Origin of the sequence: Hymenobacter coccineus (assembly GCF_001816125.1) — a bacterium.
Taxonomy (GTDB): Bacteria; Bacteroidota; Bacteroidia; order Cytophagales; family Hymenobacteraceae; genus Hymenobacter; species Hymenobacter coccineus.
In genome coordinates, this window is record NZ_MDZA01000004.1 from 1 (window position 1) to 18352 (window position 18352).

Annotated in this window: 15 protein-coding genes; 11 read left to right on the forward strand and 4 right to left on the reverse strand. The window is 65.8% G+C overall.

Features of this window, described 5'->3' with window-relative positions; genetic code table 11:
- Positions 1-2: 2 nt before the first annotated feature.
- From BEN49_RS00255 to recJ, 9 genes are all read left to right on the forward strand, one after another.
- On the forward strand, positions 3-1130 hold the full coding sequence (locus BEN49_RS00255; RefSeq protein ID WP_438831763.1) for a pseudouridine synthase: 1128 nt from the start codon (positions 3-5) through the stop codon (positions 1128-1130).
- An 81-nt stretch (positions 1131-1211) separates the two neighbouring features.
- The gene (locus BEN49_RS00260; protein ID WP_070739140.1) at positions 1212-1952 is read left to right on the forward strand and encodes a type III pantothenate kinase; all 741 of its coding nucleotides are present in this window, start codon (positions 1212-1214) and stop codon (positions 1950-1952) included.
- Entirely contained in the window at positions 1939-3264 is a 1326-nt protein-coding gene (gene bamG / locus BEN49_RS00265) for a BamG family beta-barrel-assembly machinery protein (protein ID WP_125916343.1), read from the forward strand. The genes BEN49_RS00260 and bamG overlap by 14 nt, the downstream gene beginning before the upstream one ends.
- Positions 3265-3266: 2 nt before the next feature.
- A complete protein-coding gene (lptC, locus tag BEN49_RS00270) occupies positions 3267-3857 on the forward strand; it encodes an LPS export ABC transporter periplasmic protein LptC (protein ID WP_239691755.1) in 591 nt (196 codons plus the stop codon).
- Positions 3858-3872: 15 nt separating this feature from the next.
- Positions 3873-4157 (forward strand): hypothetical protein, encoded by a 285-nt coding sequence (locus BEN49_RS00275; RefSeq protein ID WP_070739144.1) that lies wholly within the window; start codon positions 3873-3875, stop codon positions 4155-4157.
- 87 nt (positions 4158-4244) lie between these two features.
- Positions 4245-6359, forward strand: a complete 2115-nt coding sequence (locus BEN49_RS00280; RefSeq protein ID WP_070739146.1) for a peptidylprolyl isomerase — start codon at positions 4245-4247, stop codon at positions 6357-6359.
- Between the two features lie 113 nt (positions 6360-6472).
- Entirely contained in the window at positions 6473-6757 is a 285-nt protein-coding gene (locus BEN49_RS00285) for a hypothetical protein (protein WP_070739148.1), read from the forward strand.
- Positions 6758-6811: 54 nt separating this feature from the next.
- Positions 6812-8638, forward strand: a complete 1827-nt coding sequence (locus BEN49_RS00290; protein ID WP_070739150.1) for a tetratricopeptide repeat protein — start codon at positions 6812-6814, stop codon at positions 8636-8638.
- A gap of 362 nt (positions 8639-9000) precedes the next feature.
- Complete coding sequence (gene recJ, locus BEN49_RS00295) at positions 9001-10740, forward strand: single-stranded-DNA-specific exonuclease RecJ (RefSeq protein WP_070739152.1); 1740 nt, start codon at positions 9001-9003, stop codon at positions 10738-10740.
- Between the two features lie 13 nt (positions 10741-10753).
- On the opposite strand, the gene BEN49_RS00300 is transcribed toward recJ, so the two are convergent.
- The 4 genes from BEN49_RS00300 to rpoN form a co-directional block, all read right to left on the reverse strand.
- Complete coding sequence (locus BEN49_RS00300; protein WP_070739154.1) at positions 10754-11206, reverse strand: BLUF domain-containing protein; 453 nt, start codon at positions 11204-11206, stop codon at positions 10754-10756.
- Positions 11207-11475: 269 nt separating this feature from the next.
- Positions 11476-11829, reverse strand: a complete 354-nt coding sequence (locus BEN49_RS00305) for a DoxX family protein (RefSeq protein WP_070739156.1) — start codon at positions 11827-11829, stop codon at positions 11476-11478.
- Positions 11830-11854: 25 nt separating this feature from the next.
- On the reverse strand, positions 11855-14620 hold the full coding sequence (locus tag BEN49_RS00310) for an ATP-binding protein (RefSeq protein WP_070739158.1): 2766 nt from the start codon (positions 14618-14620) through the stop codon (positions 11855-11857).
- Between the two features lie 69 nt (positions 14621-14689).
- A complete protein-coding gene (gene rpoN, locus BEN49_RS00315) occupies positions 14690-16273 on the reverse strand; it encodes an RNA polymerase factor sigma-54 (protein WP_070739160.1) in 1584 nt (527 codons plus the stop codon).
- Positions 16274-16402: 129 nt separating this feature from the next.
- On the opposite strand from rpoN, the gene asnS reads away from it, so the two are divergent.
- Positions 16403-17797: an asparagine--tRNA ligase gene (gene asnS / locus BEN49_RS00320; RefSeq protein ID WP_070739162.1), complete on the forward strand. Its 1395-nt coding sequence runs from the start codon at positions 16403-16405 to the stop codon at positions 17795-17797.
- A gap of 127 nt (positions 17798-17924) precedes the next feature.
- Positions 17925-18352 (forward strand): Rieske 2Fe-2S domain-containing protein (locus BEN49_RS00325; protein WP_141765596.1); only part of this gene is annotated, 428 nt, incomplete at its 3' end.

Sequence of the window (18352 nt, forward strand, 5' to 3'; positions counted from 1 at the left end):
CAGTGGCGCGCGCGGCGGCGAAGGTGGCTTCGAGCGCAAGTTCACACCGGGCGCATTCGGCAAGCGCGATGGGGCCCCGGGCCCCGCGCAGCAACGGCGAGCGGCCGGGCGGCTTTGAGAAGCGCGGCTTCGGCAGCGAGCGCGACGCGGTGCGCGTGGGCAACGCCCGCCCCGACGGCGACGAGCGCCCGGCCCTGGGCAAGTTTGCGCAGCGCCGCGAGGACCTGAAGGCCCAGGAGCGCAGCGTGCGCCGCTCGGGTACTGGCTACGGCACTACCATCCAAACCAACCGCGCCGACAAGCCCCGCTTCGGCGAGCGGCCCGGTGAGGCCCCCGACTACAAAAACCTTAAGCACTACGACGCTGACCCGAACCGTGGCAACAAGCGCCGCCGCGACCAGGAGAACCAGGACTTCGGCACCGATGAACTGCGCCTGAACCGCTACATCGCCAACGCCGGCATTTGCTCGCGCCGCGAGGCCGACGCGTTGATTGCCTCCGGCGAAATCCGGGTGAATGGCGAAGTGGTGACGGAAATGGGCTATAAGGTGCAGCCCACCGACACGGTGCAGTACGGCAAAACCAACCTCAACCGCGAGAAGTCGGTGTACGTGCTGCTGAACAAGCCCAAGGATTTCCTCACCACCACCGACGACCCCGAGGGCCGCCGCACGGTGATGGAGCTGGTGGCCAACGCCTCCAAGGAGCGCATCTTCCCGGTGGGCCGCCTCGACCGCAACACCACTGGCCTGCTGCTCTTCACCAACGACGGCGAGGTGGCCCAGCGCCTCTCGCACCCCTCGCACAAAAACAAGAAGATTTACCAAGTCGAGCTGAGCACACCGCTGACCGAGGACGACCTGCGCAAGATTGGCGAAGGCATCGAACTAGAGGACGGCAAGGCCGAGGTAGACGACGTGGCTGTGGTAGCGGGCAACCCGCACTTCGTGGGCATCGAAATCCACATCGGGCGCAACCGCATTGTGCGCCGCATTTTCGAGCACCTGGGCTACGACGTGGTGGCCCTGGACCGCGTGCAGTACGCCGGCCTCACCAAGAAGGAACTGCCCCGCGGCAAGTGGCGCTTCCTGAGTGAGCAAGAAGTAATTCGGTTGAAGTACTTCATGTAAATTGTTAGATGCCTGGGGGTTAAATTGTTGATAAATATATTATCAACAATTTAACCCCCAGGCATTTATTCATTTAGCCCAATGCACACCCTGGTCCTCGATATTGGCAATACCGCCATCAAGGCGGGTTGCTTTGCAGGCGCGGCGTTGCGGGAAATGGTGGCCGGCCTCACTGCTGAAGAGGTGGAGGCGCTGGTGCAGCGCTGGGGCCCCCAGCACCTGCTCATTGCATCGGTGGCGGAGGAAGCGGCCCGGTGGGCCCTGCGCCTGCAAGACCTGGTGCCGGGCCGCATCCTGCTGTTTGAGCCCGGCTCCACGCCCGTGCCGCTGCGCAACGCCTACGCCACACCTCTCACCCTGGGGGCCGACCGCCTGGCCGGGGCCGTAGGGGCCGCCGCCCTGCGCCCGGGCCGCAACACGCTGGTGCTCGACGCCGGCACGGCCCTGAAGTGCGACCTCGTGACGGCCGACGGCACCTACCGCGGCGGCAGCATCGGGCCGGGGCTGGGCATGCGCCTGCGGGCCCTGCACGAGTTCACCGGCCGGCTGCCGCTGCTGCCGCTGCCCGCCCCCGATGCAACGGTTCCGCTGGTGGGCGACTCTACTCCGGGGGCCCTGCTCAGTGGCGTGGTGAACGGGGTCGCCGCCGAAGCCAACGGCCTGATTGCCGCCTATCGCCAGGAGTACCCTGCCCTGGGCGTGCTGCTGACCGGCGGCGACGCCCCCCTGTTAGCCAGCCGGCTGGCAGGCCCTATCTTTGTTGTGCCCGAACTGGTGCTGCTCGGGCTTTACCGGATTTTAGCCTATAATGTTGAACAATAAGAACGTGGGCCGGCGGTTGCTGTTGGCAGGGGGGATGGCGGCGCTGGCCGGCGGGGCGCAGGCCCAGGGATTGGGCAACTCGCCCTATTCGCGCCTCGGCATTGGCGAGTACTACCCCAATACCGGCGGCGTGCGCCAGGCGGGCATGGGCGGCGTGGGCCTGGCCGCGCCCAACGCCATCAACGTGAACGATTTGAACCCCGCCCTGCTCTACTACACGGCCCGGACTACTTTCGAGGCTGCTTACGACGGGCAGTACAAAACAGTGAAGAACAGCTTGGCCTCGACCAAGGCGGGCAATGCCACCCTGGGCTACCTCTCGCTGGCCGTGCCCCTGAAGCGCCGCTGGGCCGCTTCCGTAGGCCTGCGGCCGCTGAGCACCGTGGACTACGAAACCAACGTGCGCAGCACCATCGTGGGGGCCCCCCGCGACTCGGCCCTGACGCGCTACGCGGGCTCGGGCGGCATCTCGCGGGCCTACCTGGCCCAGGGCGTGCACGTCACCCGCGACCTGAACGTGGGCTTCACGGCGGCCTACGTGTTTGGCACCGTGGACGAGACGACGGGCACCCGCATTGTGCTCTCCGACGGCTCGGCCAGCCAAACCACGGAGGACCGCCGCCACGTGCACTACTCCGACTTCGACTTCCGGGCCGGGGTGCACTACCGCCACAACCTGGGCAAGGATCTGCGCATGAACCTGGCTGGCGTGTACAGCTTCCCCGCCAACCTGGGGGCCCGGCGCACCACCACCCAGGAGCGGCAGGACGTGAACGGGGCTACCATCGTCGGTACCTCCGTGCAGACCGAGGACGTGAACGGCACCGTGAAGGTGCCCGCCCTTGCCCAGGTGGGCATCAGCCTCGACAACGACAAGAACTGGAGCGTCAGCGTGGATGCGGCCCAGCAGCAGTGGTCGAAGTTTTCGAGCTTCGGCACCGTTACGACGCCGCTGCGCAACACCATGCGCATCGGCGTGGGCGGGGAGTTTACGCCCGACCCGGGTTCGGTGGAGCACTACTTCCAGCGCGTGAACTACCGCGTGGGCCTGAACGTGGCCCAGCTGCCCTACCAGCCCGCGGGCAAAACGCTGTACGACCGCTCAATTAGCTGGGGCTTCGGCTTCCCGCTGCCCACCTCTTCGCCCCTCGAAGCCACCACGTTCAGCCTGGCCTTCACCTACGGCATGCGCGGCAACACCGACCTGCTGGCGGCCGGCACCGGCGCCAGCAACGTGCAGGAGAACTACGTGAAGATGACGTTTGGCGTGACACTGAACAACCGGTGGTTCATCAAGCGCCGGCTGCAATAGCCGTGGGGGCCCCGGCACTGCGTGCGCGGCCTGGGCGCCGTGGGGGCCCCGGGGCCAGCTGGCTGGCCGGCGGCCTGCTGGTGCTGGCGCTGCTGGGCTGCGACGAGCAAAAGGCTGTGGGTCCCACGCTCGTCTACAAGGGCCCCAACATGGAAAGCACCAACGTGCTGGAGCTGTTCAGCGACTCGGCCCGGCTCCAGATTCGCCTCACGGCCCCGCTGGAGCAGCGCTACGAAAACGGCGACGTGATTTATACCAAGGGCGTGGCGGTTACCTTCTATGCCAAGGACAAGTCGGTGGTGAACACCCTGACGGCGCGCTACGGCAAGCTGGAGCAGGCCAAAAACCTGTTCACCATGCGCGGCGACGTGCGGGTGGCCAACGTGCCCGAGCAGCAGAAACTTTTCACCGAGGAGCTGTTTTATGACCGCAACAAGCAGCTGATCTACACCGACTCGGCCATGTTCGTGCGGGTCGAGACGCTCACCGAGCGCCTCACCGGCTACGGCTTGAAGGCCAACCAGAATTTTTCCTCCTACCGCATCACCAAGCCCGAGGGCGTGTTCGCCATTGATCAGTCCGTGGCTCCGTAGGGGGCCCCACCGCCCATGAAATTCGACAAAGACCTGCTCCGCACCTTGCTCTTCGCCGTGGGCGTGGTGGCCATGGTCATCGGCATCTACCAAACGCTGCTCTACGACGACCTCGGCCGCAACTATTGGATTTTTATGATTGCCTCGGCCTGCTGGATGCCCCTTATCTACTGGCGGCAGAAGGATACGGTGGCCGCTAAGCTAGCCGAGCAGGCCGCCAAAGCGGCCAAAGCCGCGCCCAAAGGCGGCAAGCCAGGCGGGGCCCCCAAGGGCAGCAAGCCCGCCCCGCGGCGCCGCTAAGGGGCCCCGGCTAGGATAAACCGGGGATTTCTGGTTATTTTGCGCCTCTTTTTGACTCTAACCGATTAGTTTTCTTTTGACAAGTACATGGCGTTAATCAACACGATACGGGAAAAATCGGGCTGGGCCGTGGGCACGGTGGCCATCGGGATGCTGCTCTTCATTGTGGGCGGCGACCTGGTGGGTGGCAAGAACAAGCTCTTTGGCGGCAACGACAACGCGGTGGGCGAAGTGGCCGGCCAGAAAGTAGAGTTGACCGACTACAACAACGCCTTGGAGCAAGCCAAGCAGCAGTTTACCGCCCAGCAGCAGCGCCCGCCCGACGACCAGGCCATGGGCTACCTGCGCGACCAGGCCTGGAACCAGACCATCTACCGCCTGGCTTTCCAGCCCGAGTGGGACAAGCTGGGCCTGGCCGTGAGCGACGACGAGCTGGTGGACATGGTGCAGGGCGACAACATCAACCCCGGCATCAAGCAAGCCTTCACGGACCCCAAAACCGGGCAGTTCGACAAGACGCGGCTGGTGGAATACCTCAAAAACCTCGACAAGCTGCCCCCCGAAAGCCAGGCCGCCTGGCGCAACTTCGAGGCCAACCTGCCCGCCGACCGCCTGGCCAACAAGTACAACAGCCTGCTGAAGAACTCGGTGTACGTGACCACCGCCGAAGCCAAGCGCTTCAGCGACGACCAGAACACCAAGGCCACGGTGAAGTACCTGTTCGTGCCCTACGCCAGCATTTCCGACTCGGCGGTGAAGGTGACCAACGAGCAGCTGCAAGCCTACCTCGACAAGCACAAGGGCCAGTACAAGGTGGAAGATGGCCGCTCGGTGGAATACATCACCGTGCCCGTGGTGGCCTCGAAGGAGGACAGTACCGCCGTGCGCGGCACCATCGCCACGCTGGCCACGCAGTTTGCCTCGGCCCCGGCCGACTCGCTGTTTGTGAAAATGAACTCGGAGCAGCCCTACAACAAGGCGTTCCGCAGCCCTGCTGATTTGCCCGAGGAGCTGCGCAAGCAGATGCCCCTGGCGGTGGGCAAAGTGTACGGCCCCTACGCCGAAAACGGCACGTACTCGCTGTATAAGGTGACCGGCGAAAAGGAGGGGCCCCAGTCGGCCCGCGCCAGCCACATCCTCATCAAGCCCGACGCCCAGACGCCCCAGGCCAAGGAGGCGGCCAAAGCCAAGGCCCAGGATTTGATCAACAAAATCAAGGGCGGGGCCGATTTCGCGGCGCTGGCCCGGCAGTTTGGCACCGACGGCACCAAGGAGCAGGGCGGCGATCTGGGCTGGTTCACGAAGGGCCGCATGGTGCCCGAGTTTGAGAAAGCCGTGCTGGGGGCCCCTGTGGGTCTGCTGTCCGCGCCGGTCGAAACCTCGTTTGGCTACCACGTCATCAAGGTGACGGCTCCGACCACCACGAAGACCTACCAAGTGGCCGAGGTGAAAAAGGCCATTGTGCCCACCGACGCTACCCGCGAAGCCGCCTACGCCCGCGCCCAGCAGCTGAAAGGCCAGGCCACCGACCCCGCCAGCTTCCGCCAGCTGACAATCAAGGACAAGACCCTGCAAAAGCAGGAGGCCCCTAACCTCGACCGCAACGCCCGCGCCGTGAACAACTTGCAGAACGCCCGCGACCTGGTGCGCTGGGCCTACGGCGCCGGCCCCAGCGGCGACACCAAGATTGGTGACGTGAGCGAGGTGTACGAGATTGGTGACCAGTACGTCATCGCGGCCCTCACCGGCACCCAGGCCAAAGGCGAAGCCACGGTGGCCGGCCTCAAGCCGCAGCTGTCGGCCCTGGTGCGCAACGACCTCAAGGCCCAGCAAATCATGGGCAAGCTCGGCAAGACTGGGGCCCTGGAGCAGCTGGCCACCGCCTACGGCCCCACCGCCCAGGTGGGCACCGCCGAGGGCGTGGCCCTGGGCTCGGGCACGCTGCCCAACGTGGGCTTCGAGCCCCTGGCCGTGGGCGCCGCCTTCGGCCTCAAGCCCGGCCAGCACTCGGCCCCGCTGCAAGGCGAGCAGGGCGTACTGGTAGTGGAGCCCGTGAGCATGACCCCCGCCGCGGCCGCCGCCGACTTGAAAGCCGTGCGCCAGCAGCTGGCGCAGCAGCGCGCCACCCGCCAGGACGGCCTGATCTACGAGGCCATCAAGGCCCACGCCAACGTGAAAGACAACCGCTCGAAGTTCTTCTAAGCCGCTTCGGCTAAGGTTACGAAAGGGCCGCTCCTCCGGGGGCGGCCCTTTTTGTATGGGGCCCCGGCCCGCGGTTTGTACCTTGGCCAGCCAACCCCCAAACCGTCGTTGCTATGCAGCCCAAGGCCACTATTTCCTTTGCCCAGCGCGGCCTCCCCGGCTTGCTGCTGGTGGCCGCCGGGCTGGTACTGGCCCTGGTTTTCAAGCAGCGCAGCCCGTGGCCCGCCGAGGCAAAGCAGTTGACGTACCCGCTGGCCCTGGTGCTGGGCATGGGCGGGGCCGTGCTGCTGAGCAGCTACGTGCGGCAGCAGCCCTTGCGCGCCATGAAAGCCGAACTGCTGGGGGCCGCCCTGATCGTAGTTGTACTGGTGCTGGGCCGCTTAGCTTTAGCCCGTTGAACGAACCCGTCAAACCCGGGCGTTAGGGCCCTGCACCCACTCTTGCCGTCTGCCATGCGTCCGTCCCACCTGCTGCTGAGCGCGGCCTTGCTACTCGCCGCCCCGGCCCGCGCCCAGGGCCCCCGGAGCTGGGGCCCCGCCGACGGCCCCGCCCTGGCCAAGGACTACGCCCGCCGGGGCGAGCCCGAAAAAGCCGTGTTTCTGCTGGAGCGGCTGCCCGCCGAGCAGCAAACTAGCCCCGAGCTGTTCCCGCTCTACGTGCAGGCCCTCACGGACCTCAAGCGGTTCAAAGACGCCGAGAAGCTGGCTAAAAAAGCCATCAAGCTGCACCCCGACGACGCTACCTACGGCGTGGCGCTGGGCGGGGCCCTGCAAGCGGCCGGCGAAACCGCCGGGGCCGACAAGCAGTGGCAGCGCGTAATTAACCAACTGGCCCCCAACCAGGTGGCCCCCGTGGCGGCCGAATTTAGCCGGCGCGAACTGCCGGCCTGGGCCGAAAAAACCTACCTGCGCGGCCGGGCCCTGGCCCGCACCGAAACCGAGTACGGGCCCCAGCTCATCCAGCTCTACACCCAAGGCCAGCAGCAAGACAAGCTGCTGGCCGAAACCCTGCGCCTGGTGCAGCAGGACGAGCAGCAGCTGCCCTATGTGCGCAACATGCTCCAGAACGCGCTGAAGGAGGAAAAGGACTTCGACGCCCTCGAAAAGCAGTTGCTCAGCGCCGTGCAGCAGCACCCCGAGCAATCCTCCTACGCCGAGCTGCTGCTGTGGCTGCAAGTGCAGCGCCACGACTTCGTGGGGGCCCTGATGCAGGCCCGGGCCCTCGACCGGCGCGGGCACACCCAAGGCAGCCGCGTGCTCGACGTGGCCGCCATCGCCCAGCAAAACAAGGACTTCGAAAGCGCCCTGGCCGGCTACGACTACGTGCTGAAGGAGTACCGCACGGGGCCCCTCTACAACGTGGCCCGGCAGGGCCGCCTCTCGGCCCGCGAAGACCAGGTGCGCAGCACTTATCCTGTGGACCAGGCCCAGGTGCGGGCCCTGGCTACCGAGTACGAGCAGCTACTGGCCGAGTTGGGTAGGGCCCCCGAGGCCGCCCAGGTGCGCCGCCGCCTGGCCGACCTCTACGCCTTTCATCTCGGTGACCAGGCCAAGGCCATGACGCTGCTCCAGGCCGTGGTGGACCAGCCCCAGGCCCCCACCGGCCTGGTAGACGAGGCCAAGCTGACCCTCGGTGACCTCTACCTGCTGCGCGCCGAGCCCTGGGAGGCCACGCTGCTGTATTCGCAAGTGGAGAAAACCGAGAAGGAAGCCCCGCTGGGCTACGAGGCCAAACTGCGCAACGCCCGCCTGAGCTACTTTGCCGGCGACTTCAAGCTGGCCCAGAGCCACTTGGATATCCTGAAAGAAGCCACGACCCGCGAAATTGCCAACGACGCCATGCAACTTTCGCTGCTCATCGCCACCAACACGGTGGAGGACACCCTGGGCCTGGCCCTGAAGGACTACGCCGCCGCCGAGCAGCTCGTGTTTCAGAACAAGCTGCCCGCCGCGGTGTCCGGCCTCGATGCGCTGCTGGCCAAGTACCCCGGCCACTCGCTCAGCGACAACGCCTACTACCTCAAGGCCCAGCTGCAACGGCGCATGGGCGACTTCCCGGCCGCCGCCGCAACCCTCGACCGCCTGCTGGCCGGCCCCGCCAACGGCGTGCTCAGCGACGACGCGCTGTTTTTGCTGGCCCGTATTCAGGAAGAAGACCTTAAGGACCGGCCCAAGGCCCAGGCCCTCTACGAGCAGGTGCTGACCAAGTACCCCGGTAGCATCTACGTGGCCGAAGCCCGCAAGCGCTTCCGCAAGCTGCGGGGCGACGCGGTGCAGTAAGGGTTGGTGCTTGGGTTGTGGTGCTTGGTGCGTAGGGCCTGGTGCATGGGTTTGGCGGCCGCCCCACGAGTTGGCGTTTGCAGGTTGGGCCTGAACGGTAACGTGGTGGCCCAGGCACCAGCTACCAAGCACCCAACAAACCTACCTGAAAAATACGAACAGCAGCCCCAGGAACACAATGAAAACCACGTACATCAGCCCATCGGTGAGGATGTACTGGCGGTAGCGGCGGTAGAAGTCGCGGAGCTTGGACATGGCGGGGAAGGGGCCGGTGGGGCCCCGGGCAAAGGTACACCCGCGGTCCGGGCGGGGGTTTGGGCGTACTTTCGCCCGATAGTCTTTCCGCGTAATCTATCCTATTAATGCCACCACCCGCCGCCAAAAGCTGGAACTTTGCGCCGGCTCCCGACCCGGCGCTGGTTCTGGCCATCACCGAGGCCCTGCCCGTGGGCCCCGAAGTAGGGGCCCTGCTCGTGCAGCGCGGCCTCGCTACCCCCGAAGCCGCCGCCGCGTTCATCTACTCTGACCTGCGCCAGCTGCCCGACCCCTTCCTGCTGCACGACATGGACCTGGCCGTGGACCGCCTCGTGCGGGCCTTGGAAACGGGCGAAAAAGTACTCGTGCTGGGCGACTACGACGTGGACGGCATCACGTCGGTGGCGCTGGTCATCAGCTACCTCACGCCTTTGTTCGGGGCCGAGCGCCTGCGCGACTACATCCCCGACCGCTACACCGAGGGCTACGGCATCAGCCACACCGCCGTGGACCTGGCCGCCGCCGAAGGCTACGGCCTGATTGTGGCCCTCGACTGCGGCATCAAGGCCCTGGAGCCGGTGGCCTACGCCGCGGCCAAGGGCGTCGATTTCATCATCTGCGACCACCACTTGCCCGGCGACGAGCTGCCCGCCGCCGTGGCCGTGCTCGACCCCAAACGCGAAGACTGCTGCTACCCCTACAAGGACTTGTCGGGCTGCGGCGTGGGCTTCAAGCTGATGCAGGGCCTGGGCCAGCGCCTGGGCCGCGACACGGCCTTCCTCTACGACCTGCTGGATTTGGTGACGGTGAGCATTGCCGCCGACGTGGTGCCCGTGACCGGCGAGAACCGCGTGCTGGCTGCCCACGGCCTGCGCCGCTTCAACGAAGAAGCCCAATTGCTGCGCCCGGGCCTGGCCGCCCTGCGCGAGCTGGCCACCCTGCGCGAGGGCCCCCTGACGCTCAGTAGCTTGGTGTTTGGCTTTGCGCCGCGCATCAACGCCGCCGGGCGCATGGGCGACGCCCGCCGCGCCGTGGCCATGCTGCTGGCCGCCGACCAGCAAGAGGCCCGCCACACTGCCGAAGTGGTGGACCGCATGAACCAGGAGCGCCGCGGCTCCGACCAGGCCACCACCCAGGAGGCCCTGGCCCTCATCGCCGCCAGCCCCACCCTGCAAGCCGCCCACGCCACGGTGCTCTACCAGGCGCACTGGCACCAGGGCGTGCTCGGCATCGTGGCCTCGCGCTGCCTCGATCAGTACTACCGCCCCACGGTCATTCTCACGCAGCGCGACGGCAAAGCCACGGGCTCGGCGCGCTCGGTGGCGGGGTTCGATATCCACTCGGCCCTGGAGGCCTGCGCGCCGCTGCTGGAGCAGTACGGCGGCCACCGCGCCGCCGCCGGCCTCACCCTAAAGGTCGAGAACGTGCCCGCCTTCCAGGAGCAGTTCGAGGAGGTGGTGGCCCGCACCCAGGCCACGGCCCACCTGGTGCGGCCCGTCGAGATTGACGCCCTGCTGCCGGTGAACCGCATCACCGAAGGTTTCTTGCAGGATCTGCGGCCCCTGGAGCCCTTCGGGCCCGGCAACCCCAACCCGGTGTTTGCTACGGCCCGCGTGCTGGCCGTGCCCGGCAGCGCCCGCGAAGTGGGCAACGGCCACCTCAAGATTCGCCTCGTAGCCGCCGATTCCCCCGGCCCCGCGGTGGAGGTCATCGGCTTCGGCTTGGCTGGTTACTTGCCCCAAATCAACGAAGGCCACCCCTTCGATGTGTGCTACACGCTGGAAATGAACGAGTACCGCGGCAGCCGCCACGTGCAGTTGCGCCTGCTGGACCTGCGTTGGGTTTAGGGCCCCGGGGGGCCTACGCTGCTTTGTGGTCCGCGCTCAGGAAGTCAAACAGCACCGGCCGTAGGTCGAAGCAGCAGCTGTCCTCCATGGCGAGGCCGGTGGGGTTGGTGGCCCGGGACGGGTCGAAGTACCCGGCTACGGAAGCCAGGTAGGTCGAATTAACGGTTCGGAAGCTCATCGACCAGTCGGCGAAACAGCGCTGCTCCACGGGGCCGTCGGCGAGCTTGGTCACCTGCGTATGGCGGGCATCGCACCGGATGCGGGCGAAAATGGCGTGCACTTCGGCGGCGGGGCCCTCCAGCACTTGCAGCAGCGCGCCGTCGCAGTAAAGCAGCTGGCCCGTGAGGCCGTGCGCTGTGTTCCACGCGCGCGATTGGGCAAGCAACGGCTCCAAGGCGGCTTCGTTGAGAAAAACAGTGGCCTTGCTTTGGTAAACCAGGCGGTGCAGGGTTGAGGGAGGTGGCATAGATGGGCGGCGCTACAGATCAGGTAAAAAAGTGCCGGAAGTTGGCCGGCCGGGCCCGGCCAGCTGCTGCCGGGCCGTGCGCACTGAGTAATAGTTAGGGCGTGTTTTGGAACGTTGGCTGGCCCAGCTCGCCTGCTGCCTTTGGCGTGCGGGTAGATGGGAGGTTAGCCAAGCCCCATGCGTAAATCCACGCCATATGCTGTGATTAATCCGTTAATTACTATAATAATAGAATCATTGTATTTTGTTAAAAACGGCTGGGGCAGTGCTCAGCGCCGGGCCGTCCACACCCACCACATCAGGAGTGCCTGCAAGGGCAGGCGGCCCCAGGCGGCCCAGGCCGGCACGCGCAGCTGGTCGGCAATTTGGGCCATGTACACGTTGGCCGGAAACACGGCTACCAGCAGCAGCACCAGGCCCAGCGCGGCCCACCAGCGCGTGGCCCCCACGAGCAGCCCCAGGCCGCCCGCTATTTCAAAAAGGCCGCTCACGTACACCAGGGCCAACGGTGCGGGCAGTCCCGGCGGCATGATGCGTAGGTAAGTGGCGGGCTTGAGAAAGTGCAGCAGGCCCGCCCCCACGAAGACGGCCGCCAGCGCGTAGCGCGAAACAAGGTGAAGCATACTGGCAAAGAACGGGCCCCGGGCCCTAAGCTGGCACACTCTGGGGCATGTGCCGGAGCAGCGCCGCCAAACCCCGCGCGAGGGCCCGGGCGGCCCGGTGCGCTTCCACCGACGCCACGCCGGGGGTTTCAAGTACGGCCAGTTGGGGGACAAGCAATTGGGCCCCCATTAGTTGCAGCGAGGGCCGCAGGCGGTGGGCCAATGCGGCCAGCACGGTGAGGTCGTTGGCCGCTTGGGCCGCTTGCAGCTCAACCAGGGCCCCCGGCGTGTTGGCGTGAAACGCGGCCAGTATTCGGTTGATGAACACTAGGCTGCCATGCGCCGTTTCGCGTAGCCGGGCGAGGTCGTAAAGGGGGCCGGGGCCCTCCGCATCCGGGCAGATGGGAGCCGGGGCGGGGGGCGGGTCTTCCTCCACCGGGATGAGCGTGGCTTCGCCGAGCAGCGAAGCCAGCTTGGCCAGCAATTCGGCTTCCACGTAGGGCTTGGCCAGGGTGTCGTTGAGGCCCGCGGCGCGGTACTTCTCCGCGTCGGCGCGGAAGGCGTTGGCCGTGAGGGCCAAGATGGGCGTGGCCGCCCGCACCGGGTCGGGGTGGGCGCGCAGGTGGGCGGTGGCTTCGAGGCCGTTCATGCCGGGCATTTGAATGTCCATCAGCACGGCGTCGTAGGTGTTGGCCGCAAACAAAGCCAGGGCCGCGGCCCCGCTCGCGGCCACGTCCACGGCCACGCCGTGGCCAGCCAGCAGCAACTGGGCCACTTCGGCGCTCACCGGGTTGTCTTCGGCCAGCAGCACGCGGCGGCCGCGCACGGCCCGGTGGCCCAGCATGGCTGTCGCCGGGGCCAGGGCAATGGCCTGTTCGGCGGCGGTTTTGGGCAGCGTGATGGTGAAGGCAAATGTGCTGCCCTGGCCCACCTCGCTTTCCACGCGCAGGGCCCCACCCATCTGCTTCACCAGGGCCCGGCAGATGCTCAGGCCCAGGCCGGTGCCCCCAAAGTGCCGGGCCGTATCGGCGTAAGCTTGGGTGAATTCCTGGAAAATAGCCTCTAGCTTGTCGAGCGCAATGCCAATGCCGGTATCGGTGACGCGGAATTCCGTGGTAGCCGTGGTCTCAGTTTCGGACAGGAAATACCCGCCCACCGAAATCGTGCCCCCCGGCGGGGTAAACTTGATGGCGTTGCTCACCAGGTTGAGTAGGATTTGGTTGAGCCGGTACGGGTCGCCCACCACCCACGGGTGGTCGCACGACTCGCTCAGGCGCGTGCCCTGCACGGTGATGCCCTTCTGCTGGGCCAGGATGATCAGGGGCTGCACGGCGTTGAACATGCTCTCGCACAGATTAAAAGCCGTCTGGTCCAGTTCGAGCTGCCCCGAAGTAATCTTGGCCATGTCGAGCACGTCGTTCACCACCGACAGCAGGTGCTGGCCGGTGTGCTGGATGGTGCCCACGAAGCGCTGCTGGTCGGTATCGAGCGGGGTTTTGGCCAGCAGCGAGGCCATGCCCAGCACCCCGTGCAGCGGCGTCCGAATCTCGTGGCTCATGTTGGCCAGGAAGTTTTCGCGGGCCGTGGCCGCGGCCTCGGCGGCCAGCTGGGCCGCCTTCAGGGTGGTGATGTCGGTGCTCACGCACAGCACGTGGGCGGTGCCGTCGGGCTGCACCAGTGGGCACTTCATCGATTGGTACCAGCGCACTTCGCCGTTGGGCAGCGTGAGGCGGTCCGATACCATCAGCGGGCGGCGCAAGGCCACTACGTCGTTGTCCGATAGGTCGAACGAGGTGCGTTCGTCGTGCACGATGCCGGCCGTGGCCGTGTTCGTGCCCGCCAGTTGCTTCACCAGCTGGCGCAGCTCCAGCATGGCCCGGTTCTGAAACACCACTTCGGCCTGGGGCTTGCGCACGTAAATCAGGTTGGGGTTGAGGTCGAGCACCTGGCTTACAAAGGCCTGCTGGGCCGCCACCGCTGCCTCGCTGGCCCGGGCCTGGGCCTCGGCGCGGCGCCGGCCGGTCACGTCCAGCCCGTAGCTGATCATCACGCGCAGGGCTCCGTCTTCGTGAAACACGGGCTGGTACGAGCGCAGCCAGTGCACCGGGGGCCCGGCGTTGAGGCCCGGCCATTCCTCTTCCCAGTCCACGCCGGCGCGCTGCGTTATCGCCCGCTGGAACATGCGCTTGCGGCGCTCGGCCAGGGCCGTGGGCAGGGCGTTGGCGCGGCAGTACTCGCCGAAGGTGTGGCCCAACTCCGCCCGTTTGCGGAGGGCATTGCCGGCCGGGTTGCGGTACGTCAGGCGCTGCTGGGCGTCGAGCACCGACACGGCGGCCGGCATGTGCTTCAGCAAGGCTTCGTAGAACGTGTGCTGCTCGCGCAGTTCGGTTTCGGCCGCCCGCAGCTTCGTCACGTCCGTGAGGTAAAACACCGTGTAGGCCTCGCCCTCCTCCTGCACCGGCACCACGCACGCCAAAAAGCTGTGCCCGGCCACGGCCAGCTCGTGCTCATCAGAGTGGCCGGTGGACCACACTTCGGCGGCCCGCGCATCCATCCACTGCCGCACGGGCGTCCCGGGCCCCCCCACCAAATCGGGCACTTTGAAGCAGGCGTCGTTGGCGTACTGTAGCTGGCCCTCCAGGCCCAAGCGCACCAGCGGGTTAGAGCTGCGCTCGGCCAGGTGGGCCGTTAGGCGCAGATGAATGGCTTCGGCTTCGGCCCGGCAGCGGTGGGCACGCTCGGCTTCCAGCTCAGCGCGCAGTTCGGCCAGCGCATCAGCCGCGGCGGGTGGGGAAGATAGAGTAGCAACCATAACGATAGGGCATAGCGGGAAAGTACTAATAGCTACCGTAAATGTAGGGCCCCTGGGCCACTCTTTTAACTACAATTCCTTGCGCAGCCGCGCCACTGGGATGTTCAGCTGCTCGCGGTACTTGGCCACCGTACGCCGGGCAATGTTGTAGCCCCTGGCATTCAGCATTTTCTCTAATTTATCGTCGGCCAACGGGCGCGATTTGCTCTCTTTATCGATCAAATCCTTGAGGATGCTTTTTACCTCGCGGCTCGACACGTCCTCGCCCGAGTCGGTGGCGATTCCTTCTGAAAAGAAATATTTTAATGGATAGATACCAAACTCGGTTTGCACTGATTTAGAGTTGGCTACCCGGCTCACGGTGCTGATGTCCATGCCGATTTGCAGGGCAATATCTTTCAGAATCATCGGGTGTAGCTTGGTTTCGTCGCCCTCAATGAAGAAGTCGCGCTGCAAGCCCACAATGGCGTTCATGGTGCGGAGCAGCGTGTTCTGCCGCTGCCGGATGGCATCAATGAACCACTTGGCAGAATCCAGTTTTTGCTTGACAAAAGATACCGCTTCTTTCATCTTCTGGTCCTTCTTCGCGGCCTTGTCGTAGGTCCGGAACATCTCGGTGTAGGCTGGGCTCACGCGCAGCTCGGGGGCATTGCGGGCGTTCAGCGTCAGGCTCAGCTCGCCATTGTCGTTGGTGAGGATGAAGTCCGGCATCAGGTACTGCGTTTTGCCGGGGCCCGTGGGGCCCGCGCCGCCGGGCTTGGGGTTCAGCTTGAGGATTAGGCCCACGGCTTCCTTCAGCTCGTCGTCTTCCAGGTCCAGCTTCTGCTGGATGCGGGCGTAGTGCTTCTTGCTGAACTCGTCGAACAGCGTGCCGATGATCTGTTCGGCGTGCTCGGCGGTGGCATCCTGGGGGCGGCGCTCCAGCTGCAAGAGCAGGCACTCGGGCAGGTCGCGGGCCGCAATGCCGGCGGGGTCGAAGCCCTGCACCACGCGCAGCACGGCCTCAATTTCGGGTACCGTCACCTCCAGGTTCTGCGAAAAAGCCAGGTCGTTGGCAATGGCCGCCAGGTCACGCCGGATGTAGCCGTCGCCGTCAATTGAGCCAATGAGCTGCTGGCCAATGGCTTCCTCCCGCTCGCCGAGCTGGGTGAAGTGCAGCTGGTCGAGCAGCGAGTCCATCAGCGAGCCGCTGGTGTCAGCCAGGGGCATTTCGCGCTCCTCCTCCTCGCCGGGCCCGTCGCCCTGCATCTTGTAGCCCGCTATTTCGTCGTCGTTGAGGTAGTCGCTCAGGTCGAGGTCGGCGTTGTCGGGGCCCTCTTCCTTGGTGGGCTCGGGCTCGGGCGGGGCCTCGGCGGGGCCGTCGTAGTCGTCCACGTCGGCGGGCTCCTCAAAATCTTCGTCGAGCGTGCTGTTGTCGCTGTCAAACTCGGCGTCCGGGTCGTCGGCCTCGGCCTCGTCGCGGTCGTCGTCGTCGCCGCTGTCCTGGTCTTCGGGCTCGTCGTTGTCGCCTTCCTCCAGGGCAGGGTTCACTTCCATCTCCTCTTTAATGCGCGTTTCCAGCTCCGCCGTCGGGATTTGCAACAGCTTGATGAACTGAATCTGCTGGGGGCTAAGCTTTTGGGAGAGGAGCTGTTTTAAATCGAGGCGCTGCATAACGGTAGAAATAAGCGGACGGCGGGAGATAGGACGGGTAAAGTACGCACGGGCCCCGGCAACGGATGAAACTTTGGCCTCGCCGCAGGGGCCCTACCTTTGCCGGGTATTCTGCTTTCTCATACCAATATGTCCCTCAAACGGTCCACCGTTCAGAGCTTGCTGGCCAGCCAGGAGCTCGACCGCGAAGTGCTCGTCAAAGGCTGGGTGCGCTCGCGCCGCGGCAATAAATACGTGCAGTTCATCATCGTCAACGACGGCTCCACCATCCACACCATCCAGGCGGTGGCCAACGCCGAGCTGTTCCCTGAGGAGAGCTTGAAAGACGTGGCCAACGGCGCCAGCGTGGCCATTCGGGGCACGCTGGTGGCCTCGCAGGGCAAGGGCCAGGCGGTTGAAATTCAGGCCCTGGAAATCACCGTGCTCGGCAAGGCCGACCCCGAAACCTACCCGCTGCAAAAGAAGGCCACGTCGCTGGAGCACCTGCGCGAAATTGCTCACCTGCGCCCCCGCACCAACACGTTCGGGGCGGTGCTGCGCATCCGGCACGCGCTGGCGTTCGGCATCCACCAGTACTTCAACGACCACGGCTTTTTCTACGTCCACACGCCCATCATCACGGGCTCCGACGCCGAAGGTGCGGGCCAAATGTTCCGCGTCACCACGCTGCCCCCGGAACATCCGCCCCGCACCGAGGACGGCTCGGTGGACTTCACCCAGGACTTCTTCGGCAAGCAAACCAACCTCACCGTGAGCGGGCAGCTCGAGGGCGAGCTGGCGGCCATGGCCCTGGGCAGCGTCTACACGTTCGGGCCCACCTTCCGGGCCGAGAACTCCAACACGGCCCGCCACCTAGCCGAGTTCTGGATGATTGAGCCCGAAGTCGCCTTCAACGAGTTGGAGGAGAACATGGACCTGGCCGAGGACTTCCTCCAGTACCTGGTGCGCTACGCCTTGGAGCGGTGCGCCGACGACCTGCAATTTCTCAACGACCAGTACGACAAGGAATTACTGGGCCGCCTGCGCTTCGTGACTGACAACGCTTTTCAGCGCCTGACCTACACCGAGGCGGTGGAAATCCTGAAATCGGCGAAGAAGAAGTTCGAGTTCCCCGTCGATTGGGGTACCGATTTGCAGAGCGAGCACGAGCGGTACCTGGTAGAAAAGCACTTCCAAAAGCCCGTCATCCTCACCAACTACCCGAAGGAAATCAAGGCCTTCTACATGAAGCTGGACGAGGACGGGCGCACCGTGCGGGCCATGGACGTGCTGTTTCCCGGCATCGGCGAAATCATCGGCGGTTCGCAGCGCGAGGAGGACTACGACAAGCTGACGGCCCGCATGGCCGAAATGCACGTGCCCGCCGACGAGCTGGACTGGTACCTCGACACGCGCCGCTTCGGCACGGTGCCGCACGCTGGCTTCGGCCTGGGCTTCGAGCGCCTGGTGCTGTTCGTGACCGGCATGGGCAACATCCGCGACGTAATTCCCTTCCCACGCTACCCTAAAAACGCGGCATTTTAGGGCCCCTGGCGGGTAGGTATTGTTTCTGAAAAAGCGGCCCCCGATGGGCCGCTTTTTTTGTGCCCGGGGCCCCAACCCCGCCCGCGCTTCGCCCGTTGGAAAGGAAAACGTTTCCCCGCCCCGCGCCATGCCTGAAATTGACCTCACCGACGCCGCCAGCCTGCCCGAGGGCGCGCTGAAGTCCTTCCCCACACCCGACGAGGGGCCCGAGGTGCTGCTGGTGCGCCACGACGGCGAAATCCACGCCTTTGCCGCGCACTGCCCGCACTACGGGGCCCCATTGGCCAAGGGCCAGCTTGTGAACGGCAAAATTGTGTGCCCCTGGCACCACGCCTGCTTCCGGGCGAAGGACGGCAGCCTGTGCGAGCCGCCGGCGCTGGACGACCTGCCCGCCTTTGCCGTGCGCGAGGCCGATGGGCGCGTGCTGGTGCAGGTGCCCGCCAAGCCCGCCGCCAGCACCGACGACTCCAGCGCCACGCCCACGGCGGAAGTGGGCGCACGCCGCCCGCCGACGCGCCGGGCCCCGGCCGATGCGCGCACGTCGTGCTGGTGGCG

Coding starts and splice junctions, on each gene's coding strand:
- BEN49_RS00260 (WP_070739140.1), top strand. CDS start 1,212: ATGCACACCCTGGTCCTCGATATTGGCAATACCGCCATCAAGGCGGGT.
- bamG (WP_125916343.1), top strand. CDS start 1,939: ATGTTGAACAATAAGAACGTGGGCCGGCGGTTGCTGTTGGCAGGGGGG.
- BEN49_RS00275 (WP_070739144.1), top strand. CDS start 3,873: ATGAAATTCGACAAAGACCTGCTCCGCACCTTGCTCTTCGCCGTGGGC.
- BEN49_RS00280 (WP_070739146.1), top strand. CDS start 4,245: ATGGCGTTAATCAACACGATACGGGAAAAATCGGGCTGGGCCGTGGGC.
- BEN49_RS00285 (WP_070739148.1), top strand. CDS start 6,473: ATGCAGCCCAAGGCCACTATTTCCTTTGCCCAGCGCGGCCTCCCCGGC.
- BEN49_RS00290 (WP_070739150.1), top strand. CDS start 6,812: ATGCGTCCGTCCCACCTGCTGCTGAGCGCGGCCTTGCTACTCGCCGCC.
- recJ (WP_070739152.1), top strand. CDS start 9,001: ATGCCACCACCCGCCGCCAAAAGCTGGAACTTTGCGCCGGCTCCCGAC.
- BEN49_RS00300 (WP_070739154.1), bottom strand. CDS start 11,206: ATGCCACCTCCCTCAACCCTGCACCGCCTGGTTTACCAAAGCAAGGCC.
- BEN49_RS00305 (WP_070739156.1), bottom strand. CDS start 11,829: ATGCTTCACCTTGTTTCGCGCTACGCGCTGGCGGCCGTCTTCGTGGGG.
- BEN49_RS00310 (WP_070739158.1), bottom strand. CDS start 14,620: ATGGTTGCTACTCTATCTTCCCCACCCGCCGCGGCTGATGCGCTGGCC.
- rpoN (WP_070739160.1), bottom strand. CDS start 16,273: ATGCAGCGCCTCGATTTAAAACAGCTCCTCTCCCAAAAGCTTAGCCCC.
- asnS (WP_070739162.1), top strand. CDS start 16,403: ATGTCCCTCAAACGGTCCACCGTTCAGAGCTTGCTGGCCAGCCAGGAG.